The sequence below is a fragment of the Actinoplanes sp. NPDC026623 genome (genome assembly GCF_040638275.1).
Classification (GTDB): domain Bacteria; phylum Actinomycetota; class Actinomycetes; order Mycobacteriales; family Micromonosporaceae; genus Actinoplanes.
Map to the genome: position 1 here is coordinate 1 of NZ_JBEZXZ010000189.1, position 17,501 is coordinate 17,501.

The following is a 17,501-nucleotide window of genomic DNA, read 5'->3' on the forward strand; positions in this document are numbered from 1 at the left end:
AGCGCGGCGGGATCTTCATCTGGACGCCGGGATATCGCGCCGGCCGAGATGGATGGGGATCTGATGTCGCTCACCACCCGCCGACTGCTCACCATGCTGGCATTGCCGGCCGGGCTCGTTGCCGCAGTGGTCGTAGCGCCCGGTGCCGCCAACGCCGCCGGGGTGTCCGCCACCATCAAGACCGCCACCACGCTGAAGGTGCGCTCCGCGCCCTCGCAGACCGCGAAGATCGTGGGAACGGTGCGCAAGAACCAGAAGGTGACCGTCGCCTGCGTCATCACCGGACAGCGGGTCACGGGCACGGTGCGCACGACCACCGCCTGGGACCGCATCGGCACGGGGCGCTACGTCTCGCACGCCTACGTGCAGACGTCCGGCAAGATCCCGCGCTGTGCGCCGGCCGCCAAGCCCGCCGCCCCCCGGTACGTCGTCGGCACGGTCAAGAGCGCCGACGGCAAGGTCAACCTGCGCGCCGGCGCCTCGATCAAGTCGGCCGTCGCCGGCTCCGTCGCCAGCGGCGCGAAGGTCGATCTGGCCTGCTCGGTCACCGGCGACCTGGTCAAGGGCACCGTCCGCGCCACCACCCGGTGGGACCGCACCCGGGCCGGCAGCTACATCTCGAACGCCTACCTCTACTCCGGCGCGCTGCCGGTGTGCGCGGCCACCAGCACGCCGACCCCGGTGGCCCCCGTGGTCAACCTGACCCCGGCGCAGTTCATCAGGGCTGCGGTGCCCGGCGCGCAGGCCGACTGGCGCGCGAACGGCGTACCGCCGTCGGTCACCATCGCCCAGGCCATCCTCGAGTCCGGCTGGGGCCGCAGCGACCTGTCGGCGACCAGCAAGAATTACTTCGGCATCAAGTGCCAGAACGGCGGCTACGGCAAGATCGCCAACGGTTGCCGCACCGTGCGCACCAACGAGTGCACCAAGGCCGGCGAGTGCTTCGTCACAACGGCGAGCTTCCGGACCTACGCCAGCCAGGCCGACTCGTTCCGTGACCACGGCAGCTTCCTGAGGTCCAACAGCCGCTACGCCGGCGCCTTCGCCTACACCAAGGACGCGAACAACTTCATCAAGAAGGTGTGGCAGGCCGGGTACGCGACCGACCCGAAGTACGTCGAGAAGGTCACCGGCATCATGCAGTCCTACGACCTCTACCAGTACGACACCTGGAAGTGAACCGCCGGTCAGAGCGACCGCTGCGGTAGCAGCGCCGCGATGCAGGCCAGCAGCTGAGCGGGCAGGAACGGCTTGAGCAGCGTCGCGTTCGCGCCGACCTCGGCGACCCGCTCGTCGCCCGGCATGATGGAACCGCTGGCCAGCACCACCGGGATGTGCCGGAGGCCGGCATCGGCCCGGATCGCCCGGCACAGGTCGAGCCCGTTCATCCGGGGCATGTCCACGTCGGTCACGACCACGTCGGGCAGGTGCGCGCGGACCGCCTCGAGGGCGGCGGCACCGTCGCTGGCGGTGATCACCTGGTGGCCGGCACGCTCCAGGGCGCGCTGCAGGACGAAGCGGATGTCCTCGTGGTCCTCGGCGACGACGATCATGGAGGCCTCGGCTCTCGTTCTGCCGGGGATCCGGCCGGAAGTGCTGTCGATGAGTTACCGAACGAGCCCGCCGGGGGACACGGGACGTCCTCCTTCGCGGGCCGCGGGGGCAGGGCGGCGTTAATCACGAGGCGGATCGCGGCGGATCTGCCTATTGTTGACGCGCCATGTCTGTAACGCCCCTTAGCCAGGACCTCGCCGAGCTTCGCCGCCGCATGTCCGACCTGCTACCCCGCGACGAACGCCGGCTTCAGCGGCGGCTCGAGGGCACCCGCCGGATCCGCGACGAGCTCGCGCGCTCCGCCGTGCTCACCGAGATCGCCGCCGAGGTCACCCAGGCCGAGCAGCGCCGCGACGCGCGGCTGGCCGCCGTCCCGCCGATCACCTACCCCGACGAGTTGCCGGTCAGCCGGCGCCGCGACGACATCATGGCCGCCATCCGCGACCACCAGGTCGTGGTGATCGCGGGCGAGACCGGCTCGGGCAAGACCACCCAGCTGCCGAAGATCTGCCTGGAGCTGGGCCGGGGCGTCCGCGGCCAGATCGGTCACACCCAGCCGCGCCGGATCGCGGCCCGCACGGTCGCCGAGCGCATCGCCGAGGAGCTCGGCACCCCGCTGGGCTCGACGGTCGGCTACAAGGTCCGCTTCACCGACCAGGTCACCGACGAGACCATGGTCAAGGTGATGACGGACGGCATCCTGCTCGCCGAGATCCAGACCGACCGGATGCTGCGCCGCTACGACACGCTGATCATCGACGAGGCGCACGAGCGCAGCCTCAACATCGACTTCATCCTCGGCTACCTGGCCCAGCTGCTGCCGAAGCGCCCGGACCTCAAGCTGATCATCACGTCGGCGACGATCGAGACCGGGCGCTTCGCCGAGCATTTCGCCCCGGCGGGCGGACAGCCGGCGCCGGTCATCGAGGTGTCCGGGCGTACCTATCCGGTCGAGGTGCGCTACCGCCCGCTGGCCCGGTTCGCCGGCGAGGAGGACGAGGAGCTCCGCGAGGAGCCGATCGACCAGGTGGACGGCATCGCCGCCGCCGTCGACGAGCTGGGGGCCGAGAGCAGCGGCGACATCCTGGTCTTCCTCAGCGGCGAGCGGGAGATCCGCGACACCGCGGACGCGCTCAACCGCCGCGACCTGAAGAACACCGAGATCGTCCCGCTGTACGGCCGGCTCTCCGCGGCCGAGCAGCACAGGGTCTTCCAGGCGCACACCGGCCGCCGGGTCGTGCTCGCGACCAACGTGGCCGAGACGTCGCTGACCGTCCCCGGCATCCGCTACGTGATCGACCCGGGCACCGCGCGGGTCTCGCGATACAGCAGCCGGCTCAAGGTGCAGCGGCTGCCGATCGAGGCGGTGTCGCAGGCCAGCGCCAACCAGCGCAAGGGCCGCTGCGGGCGCACGTCGGACGGCATCTGCATCCGGCTCTACTCGGAGGAGGACTTCGAGGCGCGGCCGGCGTTCACCGAGCCGGAGATCCTGCGGACCAACCTGGCCAGCGTCATCCTGCAGATGACCAGCCTGGGGCTCGGCGACCTGGCCGCGTTCCCGTTCATCGACCCGCCGGATCAGCGCAACGTCACCGACGGCGTCAAGCTGCTGGAGGAGCTCGGCGCCCTCGAGCAGCGCAAGCTCACCCCGATGGGCCGCCAGCTCGCCCAGTTGCCGGTCGACCCCCGGCTGGCCCGCATGGTCATCGAGGCGGACAAGCAGGACTGCCTCGCCGAGGTCATGGTCATCACCGCGGCGCTGTCCATCCAGGACCCCCGGGAACGCCCGGCCGACAAGCAGCAGCAGGCCGACGAGAAGCACGCCCGGTTCGCCGACAAGGAATCCGACTTCTTCAGCTACCTCAACCTGTGGCGCTACCTGCGGGAGAAGCAGCGCGAGCTGTCCGGCAACCAGTTCCGCCGGCTGTGCCGCGCCGAGTTCCTCAACTACCTGCGGGTCCGCGAGTGGCAGGACATCTACTCGCAGCTGCGACAGGTCGCCCGTACGCTCGAACTCACCCTCGTCGAGCGGGACGAGCTCGCCGGGGGCCAGGCCGTGCACACGGCCATGCTCGCCGGTCTCCTCTCGCACATCGGCCTGAAGGACACCGACAAGCGCGAGTATCTCGGCGCTCGCGGCGCCAAGTTCGCGATCTTCCCGGGCTCCACGCTGTTCAAGAAGCAGCCGCGCTGGGTGATGTCGGCCGAGCTGGTCGAGACGTCGCGGCTCTGGGGGCGGGTGAACGCGCGCATCGAGCCCGAATGGGCCGAGAAGCTCGCGCCGCACCTGGTCAAGCGCAGCTACAGCGAACCGCACTGGGAGAAGAAGCAGGGCGCCGTGATGGCGTACGAGAAGGTGACCCTCTACGGGCTGCCGATCGTGCCCCGGCGCAAGGTCGGCTACGGCCGGGTCGACCCGGCGATGTGCCGCGAGTTGTTCATCCGGCACGCGCTGGTGGAGGGCGACTGGGAGACCCACCACCCGTTCTTCGCCGAGAACGCCAAGCTGCTGGCCCGCATCGAGGAGATCGAGAACCGGGCCCGCCGCCGGGACATCGCGGTCGACGACGAGACCGTGTACGCCCTCTACGACGCCCGCATCCCCGCCGACGTCGTCTCCGCCCGGCACTTCGACTCCTGGTGGAAGAAGGCCAGGCACCAGGACCCCGGCCTGCTCACCTTCACCCGTGAGCTGCTGGTCAACGCCGGCCGCGACGCCGTCGACCCGGGCGCGTACCCGGACGCCTGGCTCGCGGGCGGCGTCCGGCTGCCGCTGACCTACCAGTTCGAGCCCGGCGCCGCCGCCGACGGCGTCACCGTGCAGGTGCCGCTGGCGCTGCTCAACAAGCTCGACGCCGAGGACTTCGGCTGGTCGGTGCCGGGCCTGCGCAAGGAGGTCGTGGTCGCGCTGATCCGCGCGCTGCCCAAGCACCTGCGGACCAGCTTCGTGCCCGTGCCCGACTGGGCCGAGGCCGTGCTGAGCCGGGTGCCCGCCCGCCGCGGCCCGCTGCCCGACGCGGTCGGCGGCGAGCTGCGCCGGCTCACCGGCACGATCGTGCCCCGCGACGCGTGGCGCCCCGACCAGGTGCCGGACCACCTCAGGATGAACTTCCGGGTGGTGAACGAGGACGGCGCGATGGTCGGCCAGGGCCGCGACCTCGACGTGCTGCGCGCCGGCCTGGCGCCCAAGGTGCGGGCGACCATCTCGGCCGCCGCCGGCGACATCGAGCGCCGCGGCATCACGACGAACGACTTCGGCATGCTGTCCCGCTCGATCGCGCAGGTCCGCGGCGGCTACGAGGTCACCGTCTACCCGGCGCTCGTCGACGAGGGCGACAGCGTCGCCGTCCGGGTGCTCGAGACCGAGGCCGGGCAGCGCGAGGCGATGCGGGCCGGCACCCGCCGCCTGCTGATGCTCACGCTCCCGCCCGCGGCCCGCTTCCTGCAGGGGCGGCTCGACAACCGGGCCAAGCTGGAGCTGTCCCGGGGCAACCCCTACCGCTCGATCGCCGACCTGCTCGACGACTGCGCGGGCGCGGCCGTCGACAAGCTCGTCGCCGACGCGGGCGGTCCGGCCTGGGACAAGGAGTCCTTCGCGAAGCTGCGCGACGAGGTCCGCGCCGACCTGGTCGACGCGGTCGCCAACGTCGTCACCCAGGTGCGTGCCGTGCTCGCCACCGCGTACGACGTGGACCAGCGGCTCGCGAGCACCCGCGACCCGTCGCTGCTGCCGGCGCTGGCCGACATCCGTCAGCAGCTCAAGGGCCTGGTGCACCAGGGCTTCGTCACCGAGACAGGCTGGCGTCAGCTGCACCACCTGCCGCGCTACCTGCGGGGCATGATGCACCGCCTCGACCGGCTCGGCGGCGCCCTCGCCCGGGACCGGCAGCTGACCGCCCAGGTGCACGAGATCGAGCAGGAGTACCGCGAGCTGCGCGCCGAGTCGCCCGCGGGCGGCCCGGCCGACGAGGGGCTGCGCGAGATCCGCTGGATGATCGAGGAGTTGCGGATCAACTTCTTCGCGCAGGCCCTCGGCACCGCGTACCCGGTCTCGGACAAGCGGATCTACAAGGCGATGGATCAACTGCCGGGCTGAATTCCGTGCCCGGGAGGGTGGTTTCCGGGCGTACCGGGTGCGCGGCGGGGAGTGCTTGGGTGCCGTTGGGTTACCTGGCTGTCAACCCGCGGCGCGAGGCCCTAGCGTCCTTGCCATGACCAACGAATTCGTAGCCTTCGCCCCGATTTTCGCCGCCCCCGTCGCCGACCCGGACCGCGCGCTGCTGGACGAGATGATGGCGCGGGTCGGCGTCGACGGGCTCGCGGCGGCGCTCGCCGACACGGGTCTGCTCGCCCTGGTCGACCAGCACGCCGCGGCGGTGCGCGACGCGCTCCTGGACGCCGACCGCGAGGTGGACGCGGAGGGGCTGGCCGCGTACGCCAGGTCGATCGCCGCGGCTGCGGCGCGGATGGGCCGCCCGGTACCACAGCCGGGTCAGGCGTACCTGTCGGGTTCGGCGTGGTTGTCGGCGGAATGGCACCTCATGCGCCTGGTGGCCGTCTGCATGATCGCGGAGTCGGCGGGCCTGCTGTGAAGATCACCCGAAATGCGTAAACGGTAGTTTTTGTAATATAGAGAGCTTTACGTACTATTTGTAACATGCGTCTCATTGCTATTACAGTGGCCTCCGCGCTGGCTGTCACAGCCACGCCCGCCCTTGCTGCCAACGCCGCCCCCGTCGCGGCGCCCGCGCCGGTCACCGTCGCGCGGTACAACTTCGATGCCGGCACCGCCACGGCCAGCCGCATCGTGGACACCTCGGGCCGGGGAACGTCCCTGACCATCCGCACGGCGGACTCGGGCAAGGTCGCCTTCAGCGGCACCACCGACAAGTACGCCTCGTTCCCGGTCGCCTGCGCCGAAACGGCGACGGTCTGCCCGCGGGCCATCCTCGAGGGCACCGACGACGCCGACCTGGACCCGGGTACCCAGCGCTTCCGCTGGGGCGCCTCGGTGCGGGTGGCCATGGCCCAGGTGACCGGCTCCACCAACGTCGTGCAGAAGGGCGTCTCCGACACGGAGAGCCTGTGGAAGATGCAGGTCGGCGGAAACCACGGCAAGGCCAGCTGCGTGGCCTCCGGGCAGGGCGTGAGCCAGGTCTACCTGGTGCGCTCGAGCGTTTCGGTGGCGGACAACGCCTGGCACGACATCATGTGCCAGCGGTCCGGGGCGGCGCTGTCGATCTACGTCGACGGCACCGAGCGGGGGACCACCGCGATCCCGGCGACCCTGTCGATCGCGAACAGCATGCCGCTGCGCATCGGCGGCCCGAACCTCAACATCAAGAGCGACCTGTACCACGGCGCGCTCGACGACGTGTACGCCCGCCTGGGCTGACGCGTGGGAGGGCCGGAACCCGCCGGGGTTCCGGCCCTCCGAGGACCGATCAGCTGCGGCGGAAGGCGTAGGAACGCCCGGAACCGCCGGTGGCCCGGCCGGCGTGGTCGCGTTCGGAACGCTGCCGGGCCGCGAGCCGGGCGTCGTCCGCGCCGTGATGCGCCGCGATCGCGGGCGGGTTGGCGTGCGTGTCGAGGTTCGGCACCGACGCCGCCAGATCCTGGCGGGCCAGTTCGTCGGGATCGACGTGTACGGCAAATGCAGGCATGAAATGACCTCCGTGTGACACGAGGCGAGAACCGGAGAACGAGTTGATGAAGTCCGCGCGCGGAACACGGCGCGCCCAGATGCGCAGGGCCAGGCAGACGGGCCCGAGCTAGCGGCGTCAGGAGTTCATACCGGTCACCATAACTCCGGCGCGGACCGCCGTGCGAGCTGATTCAGGAGACGGGCGCCTCGATGTCGACGATGATCGGTGCGTGATCGGACGGGCCCTTGCCCTTGCGGGCCTCCCGGTCCACCACGGCGTCGCGCACGGCCGCGGCCACCCCGGCGGTGGCGTAGACCAGGTCGATCCGCATGCCCTTGTTCTGGTGGAACATCCCGGCGCGGTAGTCCCAGTAGGTGAACGGGCGGTCACCCTTGAGTGGCCGGGGCACCACGTCGGTGAGCCCCAGCGCGCGCAGGGCGGCCAGCGCCTCGCGTTCGGGTGGGGTGACGTGGGTCGCCCCGACGAACACCTCGGGGTCCCAGACGTCGTCGTCGGTCGGCGCGACGTTGAAGTCGCCGGCCACCACGGCCGGGCCCTGCTGCGCCGCGAGGGCGTCGCGCAGCGCGGCGAACCAGGCCAGCTTGTACGCGTAGTGCAGGTCCTCCGGGGTGCGCCCGTTCGGGACGTACACCGAGGTGAACCGGATGCCGCCGCAGGTGGCGCTGATCGCCCGCGCCTCGGGATCGGGAAAGCCGGGCTCGGCGTCGAAGCCGTTCCGCACGTCCTCGAGGCCGATCCTGGAGAGCAGGGCGACGCCGTTCCAGCGGCCCTGCCCGTACGCGGCGGTCTGATAGCCCAGCTCGGCGACCTCGGCCGCGGGGAAACCGTCGGCCGCGACCTTGGTCTCCTGCAGGCAGAGCACGTCGGGCCCGGCCTGGTCGAGCCACTCCAGCAGCCGGGGGAGCCGGGCCTTGACCGAGTTCACATTCCAGGTGGCGAAGCGCATCGCCCCAGCCTGCCACTCCGGCCCGGCAGTTCGCAGCGTCAGCGCTCAGGGGCGTGGCGCTCGGCGTGCATCCGCGCCGCGTTGCCGCGGGTGGCGGCCAGCAGCGCACCCGCCAGGCCCAGCGCCAGGGCCAGCAGAACGACGACGAGCCAGACCACGGAACCCATCATGTGTCGCCTCCTCCGACTTCCATGTCATCGCCGGACCGCGTGGAACGCAAGGGTCCGGGCCGAGCGAATAATGCCGGACTTGTCGCCGTGACGCCAGAGCTGGTCGAGAGGTTTGTCACCAGGGGGCAACGGATCAGGCGTTACCGGCGCCCAGCCGGGCAGCGCCGGGAGCGTGCCGGCGCGCACCCCAGTGATTCGCGAAGTCGTCGGCCGGCACGCCCGGTCCCCAGAGCCAGCCCTGGCCCTGCGTGACGCCGACGGCGCCGAGCGCGTCGCGCTGCACCCGGGTCTCGACGCCCTCCGCCACGATGCTCAGTCCCAGCGCCCGGCCCATCGCGACGACCGCGCGGACGATCTCCTCGTCCTCGCCGTTCTCGCCCAGGCCGGAGACGAACGAACGGTCGATCTTCACCCCGGTCACCGGGAACCGGCGCAGGTAGCCCAGCGCCGAGAAGCCGGTGCCGAAGTCGTCGACGAGCAGCTTGATGCCGAGCTCGCGCAGCTCGAAGAGGACCTTCGCCGTCACGCTGCCGCCGTCGGCCATCACCGACTCGGTCATCTCCAGGGCGATGGCGGTCGCCGGCACCCCGTGGCGCATGAGCTCGCCGGAGACCTTCGTCGGCAGCTCGGCGTCGCGCAACTGGCGCGGCGACACGTTGATCGACAGGTAGAACTCGGTGCCGACGGTGCCGTCCGCGCGCCACCGCGCCAGCTGGCGCAGGGCCTCGTTGCGCACCCAGGTGCCCAGCTCGCCGATCAGCCCGGCCTCCTCGGCGACCGGGATGAACGTCATCGGCGGGATCGGGCCGCGCTCCGGGTGGTTCCAGCGCGCCAGGGCCTCGGCGCCCACCGGCCGGGCGGACTCCATCCGCACGATCGGCTGGTAGACGACGCTCAGCTGCCCCTCGGCCAGCGCCGTCCGCAGCGCGCCCTCCAGCTCGATGCGCTCGCGCACCCGGTCGTGCATCGAGGTGTCGAAGATCGTCGCGTGGCCGGGACCCTCGGCCTTGGAGCGGTACATGGCGGTGTCGGCGTCGCGCAGCAGCGCCTCCGCCGTGACCTCGGGCGTGCCGTCGCCGGGCGCGTGCGCGATGCCGATGGAGGAGCTGATGACGACCTCGGTGTCGCGTACCGGCAGCGGCTGGGCGAAGCACCTGTGGATGTCGTCGACCAGCCGCAGCGCGCCCTGCTCGCCCCCGACGTACGCGATCAGGAACTCGTCGCCGCCGACCCGGGCCAGCATCGTGCCGGCCGGCACCGCGGCCCGCAGCCGCGCGCCCACCTCGATGACGAGCTGGTCGCCGGTGTCGTGCCCCCAGGAGTCGTTGACCCACTTGAAGCCGTCGAGGTCGAGGAAGTAGACCCAGACCTGGCGCGGGTCGTCCGCCGGCAGCCGGGCGAGCATCCGCATGATCTCGGCGGAGAGCATCCGCCGGTTCGGCAGGCCGGTCAGCGGATCGTGCATCGCCTGGTGCTCGGAGTACAGCTGCGCCGCCACCTGCGCCTGCACGGCGGAGACCGCCCGCAGCATCAGGAGCGCGACGATGGCGATGCCGCACGCGCCGATGAGCATGCGGTATTCGAGGGACCGGCCGCCGACCGTAACCAGCAGCACGAACGGCGTGATCACCGCGGGCACCAGCAGCAGCATCCGGTGCCAGGACCAGGCCTGCACCGGGTGCCGGGCCGGGCGGCCCAGTTCCACTACCGACGGATGCAGCGCGGTGACCCCGAGCAACGTGTACGCGAGCAGGAAGGGCACGTTCAGCAGCGGCGAGCCGGAGGTCCGCCCCGAGACGCCGATGATCGCGTACGCGACGTCGCCGACCACCATCAGCGCCATGCCGCACACCAGCGTCGCCAGGCTCACCGGCCAGGTGCGCGCGGTGAAGGTCAGGTTGACGCCCAGCGCCAGCAGCACCACGTCGAAGAGCGGGTAGAGGCCGGCCACCACCGACACCATCGCCGGCCGGCCGGAGATCGCCGCGGCCGGCGCGGCCAGCAGCAGCGCGCTGGCCAGCCCCGCGGCCAGGCACACGATGAGGCAGTCGAGCACGGCGTGGCGCTCGATGCTGCCGCGCGCCCGCAGCAGCATCGCGAGGAAGATGCCCAGCAGGAGGTATCCGGGGATGGTGGCGGCGTCGGCGAGCAGCTCGTGGTCCGGCCAGGCCGGCCGGATCAACAGGCCGATCAGGAAGCACAGCGCCGCGGCGCCCATGAACGGCCAGGCGGCCCGGGGCTCGGCACCGAAGTGGCGGGGCGCGGCGAAGCAGGCAATGACCGTGCCGACGCCGATCACGACGAAGCAGGCGCTGTTGACCGCCGGGGCGACCTCGAGCGTGTAGAGCACCGCGGCGAGCACGCCGGCCCCCGCGAAGAACTGCCACCACCGCCGACCGGGCGTCGACGGAGCTGTGGACCGCACCGTCATCGCCCCCTGGCACCTGTCAGCTGATCAGCGTCCCCGCCGTTGGCACCGTACCCGCCGACATACTCTCCCCGGCAGGGGTTCCGTGCACAAACACCGTGGGACTGGCACACCGGCGCAGCAACTGCAGGGCCACGCCGCCGAGCAGGGCGCCGCCGCCGGCGCCCCGCGGCCCGACGATCATCATGCGGCCCCGCCGGGACGCGCGGACCAGCGTCGGCGTCGGATCGCCGACCAGCAGCCGGGTCCGTGCCGTGCGCAACCCGGGAACGGCGGCCACCGCTTCGTCCAGCAGGCGCCGGCCGTCCGCCTCGGCGTCGGCCGTCTCCATCACGTGGATGACCTCGACGGCGACCCCGCGCCGCCGGCCCTCGGCCGCGGCCATCCGCAACGCGAGCAGGGAGATCGGCGAGCCGTCGGTGGCCGTCAGCACCGCGCCGGCCGGCGGGCGGACGCCCCGGGCCACCACGACCGGGCACCGGGCCCGGGACACGGTCTGCACCAGCACCGAGTCGATGGGCAGGCGCGGGCTGCCCGCGCAGTCGTCGCCGCCGATCACCAGCAACTCGGCCGTGCGGGACTGCCTCAGCAACTCGCGCACCGGCGGCCCGTCCAGCAGCAGGCCCTCCACGCGCACCCCCGGCACCGCCCGCGAGGCGGCCGCGACCGCGTCCGCGACCAACTCCATGGAGTCACGGCGCGCACCGGACCAATCGGGTGCATCATCGAGGTGACGGGTCTTCGGCCCGGTGAACACGTGCACGACACGCAGCGGTAGTCCGCGGACCACCGCCTCCCGCGCGCCCAGGCGCGCTGCGGCCAGTCCGGCGGCGGTGCCATTCACGCCCACGACGACAGGAGCAGGGCCCGGATTCTGCATCGGTTCGCCACCTCCACACCGCGACGACGCGGCTACACAGACCATTATCTATGGTTGTGGAGGGAAGGCGGTCGTGATCAATCCCTCAGCGGTCGACCGCCGGATGACCCGTTCAGCTTGAGGGTTTACGGTGAACGGCAGGTAATTGGCGACATCTGCCGGTGAGGTGAGGGAAATACAAATGACGGATGTCAAGCTCGACCACCCCGGTGGCCAGTTGTCCATGCCGGTGCGCTCGGCGGTCGAGGGTCCGGGCGGCGTCGACATCAGCGCACTGCTGAAGGACACCGGATACGTCACCCTGGATCAGGGCTTCGTCAACACGGCCTCCTGCGCCTCGGCGATCACCTACATCGACGGTGACGCCGGGATCCTGCGCTATCGGGGTTTCCCGATCGAGCAGCTCGCGGGCCGGGCCTCGTTCCTCGAGGTCTCCTACCTGCTGATCCACGACGCGCTGCCCACGCCGGCCCAGCTGGCGGAGTTCGGCGACAAGATCCGGGTGCACACGCTGCTGCAGGAGGAGATGCGCGCCTTCTTCTCCGGCTTCCCGCGCGACGCACACCCGATGGCGGTGCTCTCGTCGGCCGTCACGGCCCTGTCGACGTTCTACCAGGACGCGCTCGACCCGACGGACCCCGAGCAGGTCGAGATCTCCGGGATTCGCCTCATGGCGAAGCTTCCGACCATCGCGGCGTACGCCTACAAGAAGTCGATCGGCCACCCGCTGCCGTACCCCGACAACTCGCTGGACTACGTCGAGAACTTCCTGCGCATGACGTTCGGGCTGCCCACCGTCAACTACGAGGTGGACCCGACGCTGGCCAAGGTCCTCGACATGCTCTTCGTGCTGCACGCCGACCACGAGCAGAACTGCTCCACGTCGACGGTGCGGCTGGTGGGCTCGGCGCAGGCCAACCTCTTCGCGTCGGTCTCCGCGGGCATCAACGCCCTCTCCGGCCCGCTGCACGGCGGCGCCAACTCCGCGGTGCTGGAGATGCTCGAGGGCATCCGCGCCGACGGCGGCGACGTGAACGCCTTCGTGCGTCGCGTCAAGGCCAAGGAGAAGGGGGTCAAGCTGATGGGCTTCGGCCACCGGGTCTACAAGAACTACGACCCGCGCGCCGCCATCGTGAAGAAGGCCGTGCAGGACGTCATCTCCACGATGGACAAGCCGGACCCGCTGCTCGAGCTCGCGCTGCAGCTTGAGGAGATCGCCCTCGCGGACGACTACTTCGTCTCCCGCAAGCTGTACCCGAACGTCGACTTCTACACCGGCCTGATCTACAAGGCCATGGGCTTCCCGACGAAGATGTTCACGGTCCTCTTCGCGCTCGGCCGGCTGCCCGGCTGGATCGCACAGTGGGGCGAGCAGGCGTCGGACCCGAGCACCAAGATCGGCCGCCCGCGCCAGCTCTACACGGGCGAGACGGAGCGTCAGTTCGTTCCGATCACCGAGCGCTGATCGATTTTTCGCCGCGCGGCCGTCATCCTCCGGAGGGCGGCCGCGCTGCCTTTTCCCGTACGCGCTATATGCCTTGACGGTTATATAACCTCAGTGGCATAGTCGAACGGTGCCAGTGGACGCCATCGCCGTGCTCGCCGAGCCGACCCGCCGCCGCATCCTCGACGAGCTGCGCCTCGCCGACAGCAGCGTCGGGCAGCTCGTCGACCGGCTGGCCATGAGCCAGCCCGCCGTCTCCAAGCACCTCAAGGTGCTGCGTGAGGCCGGCTTCGTCTCCAGCCGCACGGCCGCGCAGCAGCGCATCTACTCGCTCGAGCCGGCCCAGTTCCGGGCGCTGGACGCGTGGCTGGCGCCCTACCGGCGGTTGTGGACCCGGCACCTGGACGCGTTGGAGCGACACCTGGAGGAGTCATGAGCGCAACCTTCGACAGCGGCCCGGCCGGCGGCGCGAGCGTCGCACCCGCCGGCGACCGGTGGTCCCTGATCTTCGTCCGCGACCTGCGGCACCCGCCGGCCGCGGTGTGGGCCGCGCTGACCGATCCCGCCCGCCTCGACCGCTGGGCGCCGTTCACCGCGGCCCGCGACCTGTCCGCGACCGGCGAGACGACCCTGACCATGGTGGACGGACCCGACCACACCGAGCTGCCGGCGACCGTTCTTCGCGCCGACGCGCCGGTGCTGCTCGAATACACGTGGGGCGGCGACCTGCTGCGCTGGGAGCTCGCCGAGACCCCCGAGGGCACCCGGCTCACCCTGCGGCACCACTTCGCCGACCGCGACGAGGCCCCGATGTACGCGGCGGGCTGGCACCTGTGCGCCGCCGTCCTCGCCCGGCTGCTCGACGGCGACCCGGTCGGCGTCATCCGGGGCCGGGACGCCGTCGCCCACGGCTGGGAGGAGCTGCGCGCCGGCTACGCGCGGACGCTTGCGCACTGACCTCCATCCAGATCGCCCCGCGCGCGCACCTGCCCGACGCCGGCGACGACCGGTCGGTCGCCCTCGCCAACCTGCCGGCCCTGATGCCGGCGACCGGCCGGGCGACTCCGCCGAACGGCACGTCCCGCCTGTTGCGCACCCCTGCCCGGCCGGGGCGTGGCCTGGCCGCCGGACGAGACCCCCCGCTGGGATCTGGCCGGGCGGGAGCACTTCGACGACCGCTACGGCTATCGGCTCGGGCCCGCCGCCGGCACCTGGTTCATCCGGGGCGCGACCGCCGACCGCCGCCGGTTCGAGGTGGACCGGCCCGGGGCGGCGAGGAAGGTCGTCCGTCGCCCCGGTTAGGGTCGATCGCACCTCCCGCCGTGCGACCGCGCCGGGCGCTCAGCATGAGCCGGGGCCCGAGCGGGCATGACAGGTGACGACCTAGGAGGATGCGTGGACGTCGTCATCGGCATCGACACCGGAACCACCGCGACCAAGGCCGTCGCCGCCGGGCCGTCAGGGCAGATCAGGGCGATGGCGAGCGTGCACTACCCGCTCTCGGTGCCCGGGCCGGGGCAGGCCGAGCTCGACCCCGGCCGGCTGCGCGAGGCGGCGATCGAGGCACTGGTCGCGATCGCCGGGCAGGTGCGCGGGCAGGGCGACCGGGTCGTCGCCGTCGGCCTGAGCGCGTTCCTGCACGGGCTCGTCCCGATGGACGCCGCCGGCGCGCCGCTCGGCCCGCTGATCACCTGGGCCGACAACCGGGCGTCCCGGCTGAGCGAGCGGATCGTCGAATCCGGCCGCGCCAAGGCGCTGCAGGCCCGCACCGGCACGCCGGTGCACCCGATGTCCCCGCTGACCAAGCTCGCCTGGTGGCGGGAGACCGACCCGGCGAAGGTGCGCGACACCCCGCGCTGGGGCGGCGTCAAGGAGATCGTCCTAGCCGGCCTCGCCGACGAGGGCTTCCTGCTCGACCTCTCGGTCGCCTCCGGCACCGGCATGTACGACATCCACCGGCGCCGCTGGGACCCCGAGGCGCTGGAGCTCGCCGGGGTGCGCGCGCAGCAGCTCGCCGAGGTGGTGCCGACCACCCGGGCGCTGCGGCTGCGCCCCGAGGTTGCGGCCGCGGCGGGGCTGCCCGCGGACACCCCACTGATCATCGGGGCGGCCGACGGTCCGCTGGCCAACCTCGGCGTCGGCGCCACCGCGCCCGGGGTCGCCGCCGTCTCCCTGGGCACCAGCGGCGCGCTGCGTACCATCGTGAACGGCCCGGCCGCGGACCAGGCCGGGCGGCTGTTCTGCTACGCGCTCACCGAGGAGCACTGGGTGGTGGGCGGCGCGGTCAACAACGCCGGCTCGGTGGTGCGCTGGGCCGGCGAGACCTTCGCCGGCGGCTTCGACCGCCCGGCCGCCGAGGGCGAGGACGCCGACGTCCGCGACGCCGCCCTGCTGGCGGAGGCCGCGGAGGTCGCCCCGGGCAGCGACGGTCTGCTCTGCCTGCCCTACCTGCTGGGGGAGCGGGCGCCGTGGTGGCGCGGCGGCATGCGCGGCGCCTACCTCGGGCTGCGCCGCGAGCACGGCCGCCCCCACCTGGTCCGGGCCGCGGTCGAGGGGGTCTGCCAGCAACTGGCGCTGGTCCGCGACACGTTCGCGGCCGAGGGCATCGCAATGACCGAGGTCCGGGCCACCGGCGGCGCCGTCGCCTCCGACATGTGGGTGGGCGTGCTCGCCGCGGCCCTGGACCTTCCGGTGTCCGTCGCGGACACGCCGGAGGGCACCGCGCTCGGCGCCTGCCTGCTCGCCCGGCACGCCGTCGGCGAGCTCCCGGATCTGGCCGGCGCCGCCGCGCTGGTCGCCATCGGCGAGCCCACCCGCCCGGACCCGGACGCCGCCGGCCTCTACCGCCGGATGCGGCCGCTGGTGGAACGCTCGGCGCTGGCGGTGACGGACGTCCTCACCGAGCTGGACAGGCTGGCACCCCAGCCGCTGCCGGGCACCGAGAAGGCTATCTGAGCGACACCGGCGGGTGGGTGAGGACGGCCACCCGGCCCCCGCGTTGACGCCGCGCCGCGCCGTGAGAAAGAGTGACTCGCGAGCGGCAGCGGAGGAACCCGGTGAGAAACCGGGACGGTCCCGCCACTGTGACCGGGATTCACCTCCCGGGAGTCAGGAGACTCCGGCCGCTCGCAACCTTCCACACGCGGGCGCGGACCCGCGGAAAGGACCGGGCGTGACGCCGTACCCGTTTTCTGCCGTCGTCGGCCTCGACGACCTGCGGCTCGCGCTGCTGCTGACGGCCGTGTCACCCGCCGTCGGCGGGGTCCTGGTCCGCGGCGAGAAGGGCACCGCCAAGTCCACCGTGGTGCGCGCCCTGGCCGCGTTGCTGCCCGAGGTGGACGTGGTCCGCGGCTGCCGCTTCGCCTGCGACCCGGCGGCGCCCGACCCCGGCTGCCCCGACGGCCCGCACGAGGCCGGCGCACCGCACGGGCACCGCCCCGCCACCCTGGTCGAGCTGCCGGTCGGCGCCACCGAGGACCGGGTCGTCGGCACCCTCGACATCCAGCGTGCGCTCGCCGACGGCGTAAAGGCCTACGAGCCGGGCCTGCTCGCGGCGGCGCATCGCGGTGCGCTCTACGTCGACGAGGTGAACCTGCTGCCGGATCACCTCGTCGACCTGCTGCTGGACGCGGCGGCGATGGGCCGCGCCCACGTCGAGCGCGACGGGGTGTCGGTCAAGCACGCCGCCCGGTTCCTGCTGGTCGGCACGATGAACCCCGAGGAGGGCGAGCCGCGGCCGCAGCTCGTCGACCGGTTCGGCCTGGTGGTCACCGTGGCGGCGCCCCGGGACCCGGCACAGCGCGCCGAGGTGGTGCGCCGCCGGCTCGCGTACGAGGCGGGGCCGGACGAGTTCGCCCGGCGGTTCGCCGGCGCCGAGACCGAGCTGGCGGCCCGGATCCTGGCGGCCCGCGCGGCGGTGCCGGCGGTGCTGCTGCCCGACGCGGAGCTGGACCGGATCGCCCGGGTCTGCCTGGCATACGGCGTCGACGGAATGCGGGCGGACATCGTGGTCGCCCGGTGCGCGGTGGCACTGGCGGCGTGGCACGGCCGCGACCGGGTCACCGTCGACGACATCCGCGACGCGGCGCGGCTGGCGTTGCCGCACCGGCGGCGCAGGGATCCGCTGGACCCGCCGGGCACCGACGAGCAGCGCCTGGAGGAGGCCCTGGACCAGGGCGCCCCGGACGACGACACCGACCCGACGCCCCCGGACGGCCCCCCGGACGGCCCCCCGGACGGCCCGGATGACAGCGGCCCCGACGGCGGCGGCCCCGACGGCGGCCCCGATGGCGGCGGCCCGGATGGCGGGGGAGATCGGCGTGGCCCCGAGTCGTCCGGTTCCGCCTCCGGCCGGCCGGAGAGCGCCCCGGCCGGCGAGCAGGCACCGGACGACGCCGGTGTCCGCGCCGCCGC

Annotated in this window: 16 protein-coding genes and 1 riboswitch; of the genes, 10 read left to right on the forward strand and 6 right to left on the reverse strand. The window is 72.5% G+C overall.

The window, feature by feature from the left end; genetic code table 11:
- The first annotated feature begins 48 nt into the window (after positions 1 to 48).
- Entirely contained in the window at positions 49 to 1,179 is a 1,131-nt protein-coding gene (gene gsmA, locus AB0F10_RS36145; protein WP_360635845.1) for a sporangiospore maturation cell wall hydrolase GsmA, read from the forward strand.
- Between the two features lie 8 nt (positions 1,180 to 1,187).
- Here gsmA and AB0F10_RS36150 read toward each other — a convergent pair whose 3' ends face one another.
- Positions 1,188 to 1,553: a response regulator gene (locus AB0F10_RS36150; protein ID WP_360635848.1), complete on the reverse strand. Its 366-nt coding sequence runs from the start codon at positions 1,551 to 1,553 to the stop codon at positions 1,188 to 1,190.
- Between the two features lie 167 nt (positions 1,554 to 1,720).
- Between AB0F10_RS36150 and hrpA the strand changes: the two genes are divergently transcribed.
- From hrpA to AB0F10_RS36165, 3 genes are all read left to right on the forward strand, one after another.
- Positions 1,721 to 5,650 carry an ATP-dependent RNA helicase HrpA gene (gene hrpA, locus AB0F10_RS36155; RefSeq protein WP_360635851.1) on the forward strand — a complete coding sequence of 1,310 codons (3,930 nt, stop codon included), beginning with the start codon at positions 1,721 to 1,723 and terminating at the stop codon, positions 5,648 to 5,650.
- A 115-nt stretch (positions 5,651 to 5,765) separates the two neighbouring features.
- Positions 5,766 to 6,146, forward strand: a complete 381-nt coding sequence (locus AB0F10_RS36160) for a DUF6401 family natural product biosynthesis protein (protein WP_360635854.1) — start codon at positions 5,766 to 5,768, stop codon at positions 6,144 to 6,146.
- Positions 6,147 to 6,211: 65 nt separating this feature from the next.
- On the forward strand, positions 6,212 to 6,949 hold the full coding sequence (locus tag AB0F10_RS36165) for a LamG-like jellyroll fold domain-containing protein (RefSeq protein WP_360635857.1): 738 nt from the start codon (positions 6,212 to 6,214) through the stop codon (positions 6,947 to 6,949).
- Positions 6,950 to 6,998: 49 nt separating this feature from the next.
- Here the strand turns inward: AB0F10_RS36165 and AB0F10_RS36170 are convergent, their stop codons facing one another.
- The 5 genes from AB0F10_RS36170 to AB0F10_RS36190 all read right to left on the reverse strand — a co-directional run bounded on the left by AB0F10_RS36170 (position 6,999) and on the right by AB0F10_RS36190 (position 11,608).
- The gene (locus tag AB0F10_RS36170; RefSeq protein ID WP_360635860.1) at positions 6,999 to 7,217 is read right to left on the reverse strand and encodes a hypothetical protein; all 219 of its coding nucleotides are present in this window, start codon (positions 7,215 to 7,217) and stop codon (positions 6,999 to 7,001) included.
- Positions 7,218 to 7,389: 172 nt separating this feature from the next.
- On the reverse strand, positions 7,390 to 8,166 hold the full coding sequence (locus AB0F10_RS36175) for an exodeoxyribonuclease III (RefSeq protein ID WP_360635863.1): 777 nt from the start codon (positions 8,164 to 8,166) through the stop codon (positions 7,390 to 7,392).
- Between the two features lie 38 nt (positions 8,167 to 8,204).
- Complete coding sequence (locus AB0F10_RS36180) at positions 8,205 to 8,336, reverse strand: hypothetical protein (protein ID WP_360635866.1); 132 nt, start codon at positions 8,334 to 8,336, stop codon at positions 8,205 to 8,207.
- 133 nt (positions 8,337 to 8,469) lie between these two features.
- Positions 8,470 to 10,767, reverse strand: a complete 2,298-nt coding sequence (locus AB0F10_RS36185) for an EAL domain-containing protein (protein ID WP_360635869.1) — start codon at positions 10,765 to 10,767, stop codon at positions 8,470 to 8,472.
- Positions 10,768 to 10,783: 16 nt separating this feature from the next.
- Positions 10,784 to 11,608 carry a universal stress protein gene (locus AB0F10_RS36190; protein WP_360635872.1) on the reverse strand — a complete coding sequence of 275 codons (825 nt, stop codon included), beginning with the start codon at positions 11,606 to 11,608 and terminating at the stop codon, positions 10,784 to 10,786.
- 217 nt (positions 11,609 to 11,825) lie between these two features.
- Here AB0F10_RS36190 and AB0F10_RS36195 point away from each other — a divergent pair, with 217 nt between their 5' ends.
- From AB0F10_RS36195 to AB0F10_RS36220, 6 genes are all read left to right on the forward strand, one after another.
- Positions 11,826 to 13,109 (forward strand): citrate synthase, encoded by a 1,284-nt coding sequence (locus tag AB0F10_RS36195; RefSeq protein WP_360635875.1) that lies wholly within the window; start codon positions 11,826 to 11,828, stop codon positions 13,107 to 13,109.
- Between the two features lie 109 nt (positions 13,110 to 13,218).
- Positions 13,219 to 13,524 carry a metalloregulator ArsR/SmtB family transcription factor gene (locus tag AB0F10_RS36200; protein WP_360635878.1) on the forward strand — a complete coding sequence of 102 codons (306 nt, stop codon included), beginning with the start codon at positions 13,219 to 13,221 and terminating at the stop codon, positions 13,522 to 13,524.
- Entirely contained in the window at positions 13,521 to 14,045 is a 525-nt protein-coding gene (locus tag AB0F10_RS36205) for an SRPBCC family protein (protein WP_360635881.1), read from the forward strand. Before AB0F10_RS36200 ends, AB0F10_RS36205 begins: the two co-directional genes overlap by 4 nt.
- 156 nt (positions 14,046 to 14,201) lie before the next feature.
- On the forward strand, positions 14,202 to 14,390 hold the full coding sequence (locus tag AB0F10_RS36210; protein WP_360635884.1) for a hypothetical protein: 189 nt from the start codon (positions 14,202 to 14,204) through the stop codon (positions 14,388 to 14,390).
- Positions 14,391 to 14,483: 93 nt separating this feature from the next.
- Entirely contained in the window at positions 14,484 to 16,043 is a 1,560-nt protein-coding gene (locus AB0F10_RS36215) for a gluconokinase (RefSeq protein WP_360635887.1), read from the forward strand.
- A gap of 56 nt (positions 16,044 to 16,099) precedes the next feature.
- Positions 16,100 to 16,229, forward strand: a riboswitch (cobalamin riboswitch).
- Between the two features lie 31 nt (positions 16,230 to 16,260).
- On the forward strand, positions 16,261 to 17,501 hold a 1,241-nt coding region (locus AB0F10_RS36220; RefSeq protein ID WP_360635890.1), incomplete at its 3' end, for an AAA family ATPase.

Excerpts from the sequence above, each read along its gene's own strand:
- AB0F10_RS36205 (WP_360635881.1), top strand. The coding sequence starts at position 13,521 with ATGAGCGCAACCTTCGACAGCGGCCCGGCCGGCGGCGCGAGCGTCGCA.
- hrpA (WP_360635851.1), top strand. The coding sequence starts at position 1,721 with ATGTCTGTAACGCCCCTTAGCCAGGACCTCGCCGAGCTTCGCCGCCGC.
- AB0F10_RS36195 (WP_360635875.1), top strand. The coding sequence starts at position 11,826 with ATGACGGATGTCAAGCTCGACCACCCCGGTGGCCAGTTGTCCATGCCG.
- AB0F10_RS36175 (WP_360635863.1), bottom strand. The coding sequence starts at position 8,166 with ATGCGCTTCGCCACCTGGAATGTGAACTCGGTCAAGGCCCGGCTCCCC.
- AB0F10_RS36170 (WP_360635860.1), bottom strand. The coding sequence starts at position 7,217 with ATGCCTGCATTTGCCGTACACGTCGATCCCGACGAACTGGCCCGCCAG.
- AB0F10_RS36150 (WP_360635848.1), bottom strand. The coding sequence starts at position 1,553 with ATGATCGTCGTCGCCGAGGACCACGAGGACATCCGCTTCGTCCTGCAG.
- AB0F10_RS36160 (WP_360635854.1), top strand. The coding sequence starts at position 5,766 with ATGACCAACGAATTCGTAGCCTTCGCCCCGATTTTCGCCGCCCCCGTC.
- AB0F10_RS36185 (WP_360635869.1), bottom strand. The coding sequence starts at position 10,767 with ATGACGGTGCGGTCCACAGCTCCGTCGACGCCCGGTCGGCGGTGGTGG.
- gsmA (WP_360635845.1), top strand. The coding sequence starts at position 49 with ATGGATGGGGATCTGATGTCGCTCACCACCCGCCGACTGCTCACCATG.
- AB0F10_RS36180 (WP_360635866.1), bottom strand. The coding sequence starts at position 8,336 with ATGATGGGTTCCGTGGTCTGGCTCGTCGTCGTTCTGCTGGCCCTGGCG.
- AB0F10_RS36165 (WP_360635857.1), top strand. The coding sequence starts at position 6,212 with ATGCGTCTCATTGCTATTACAGTGGCCTCCGCGCTGGCTGTCACAGCC.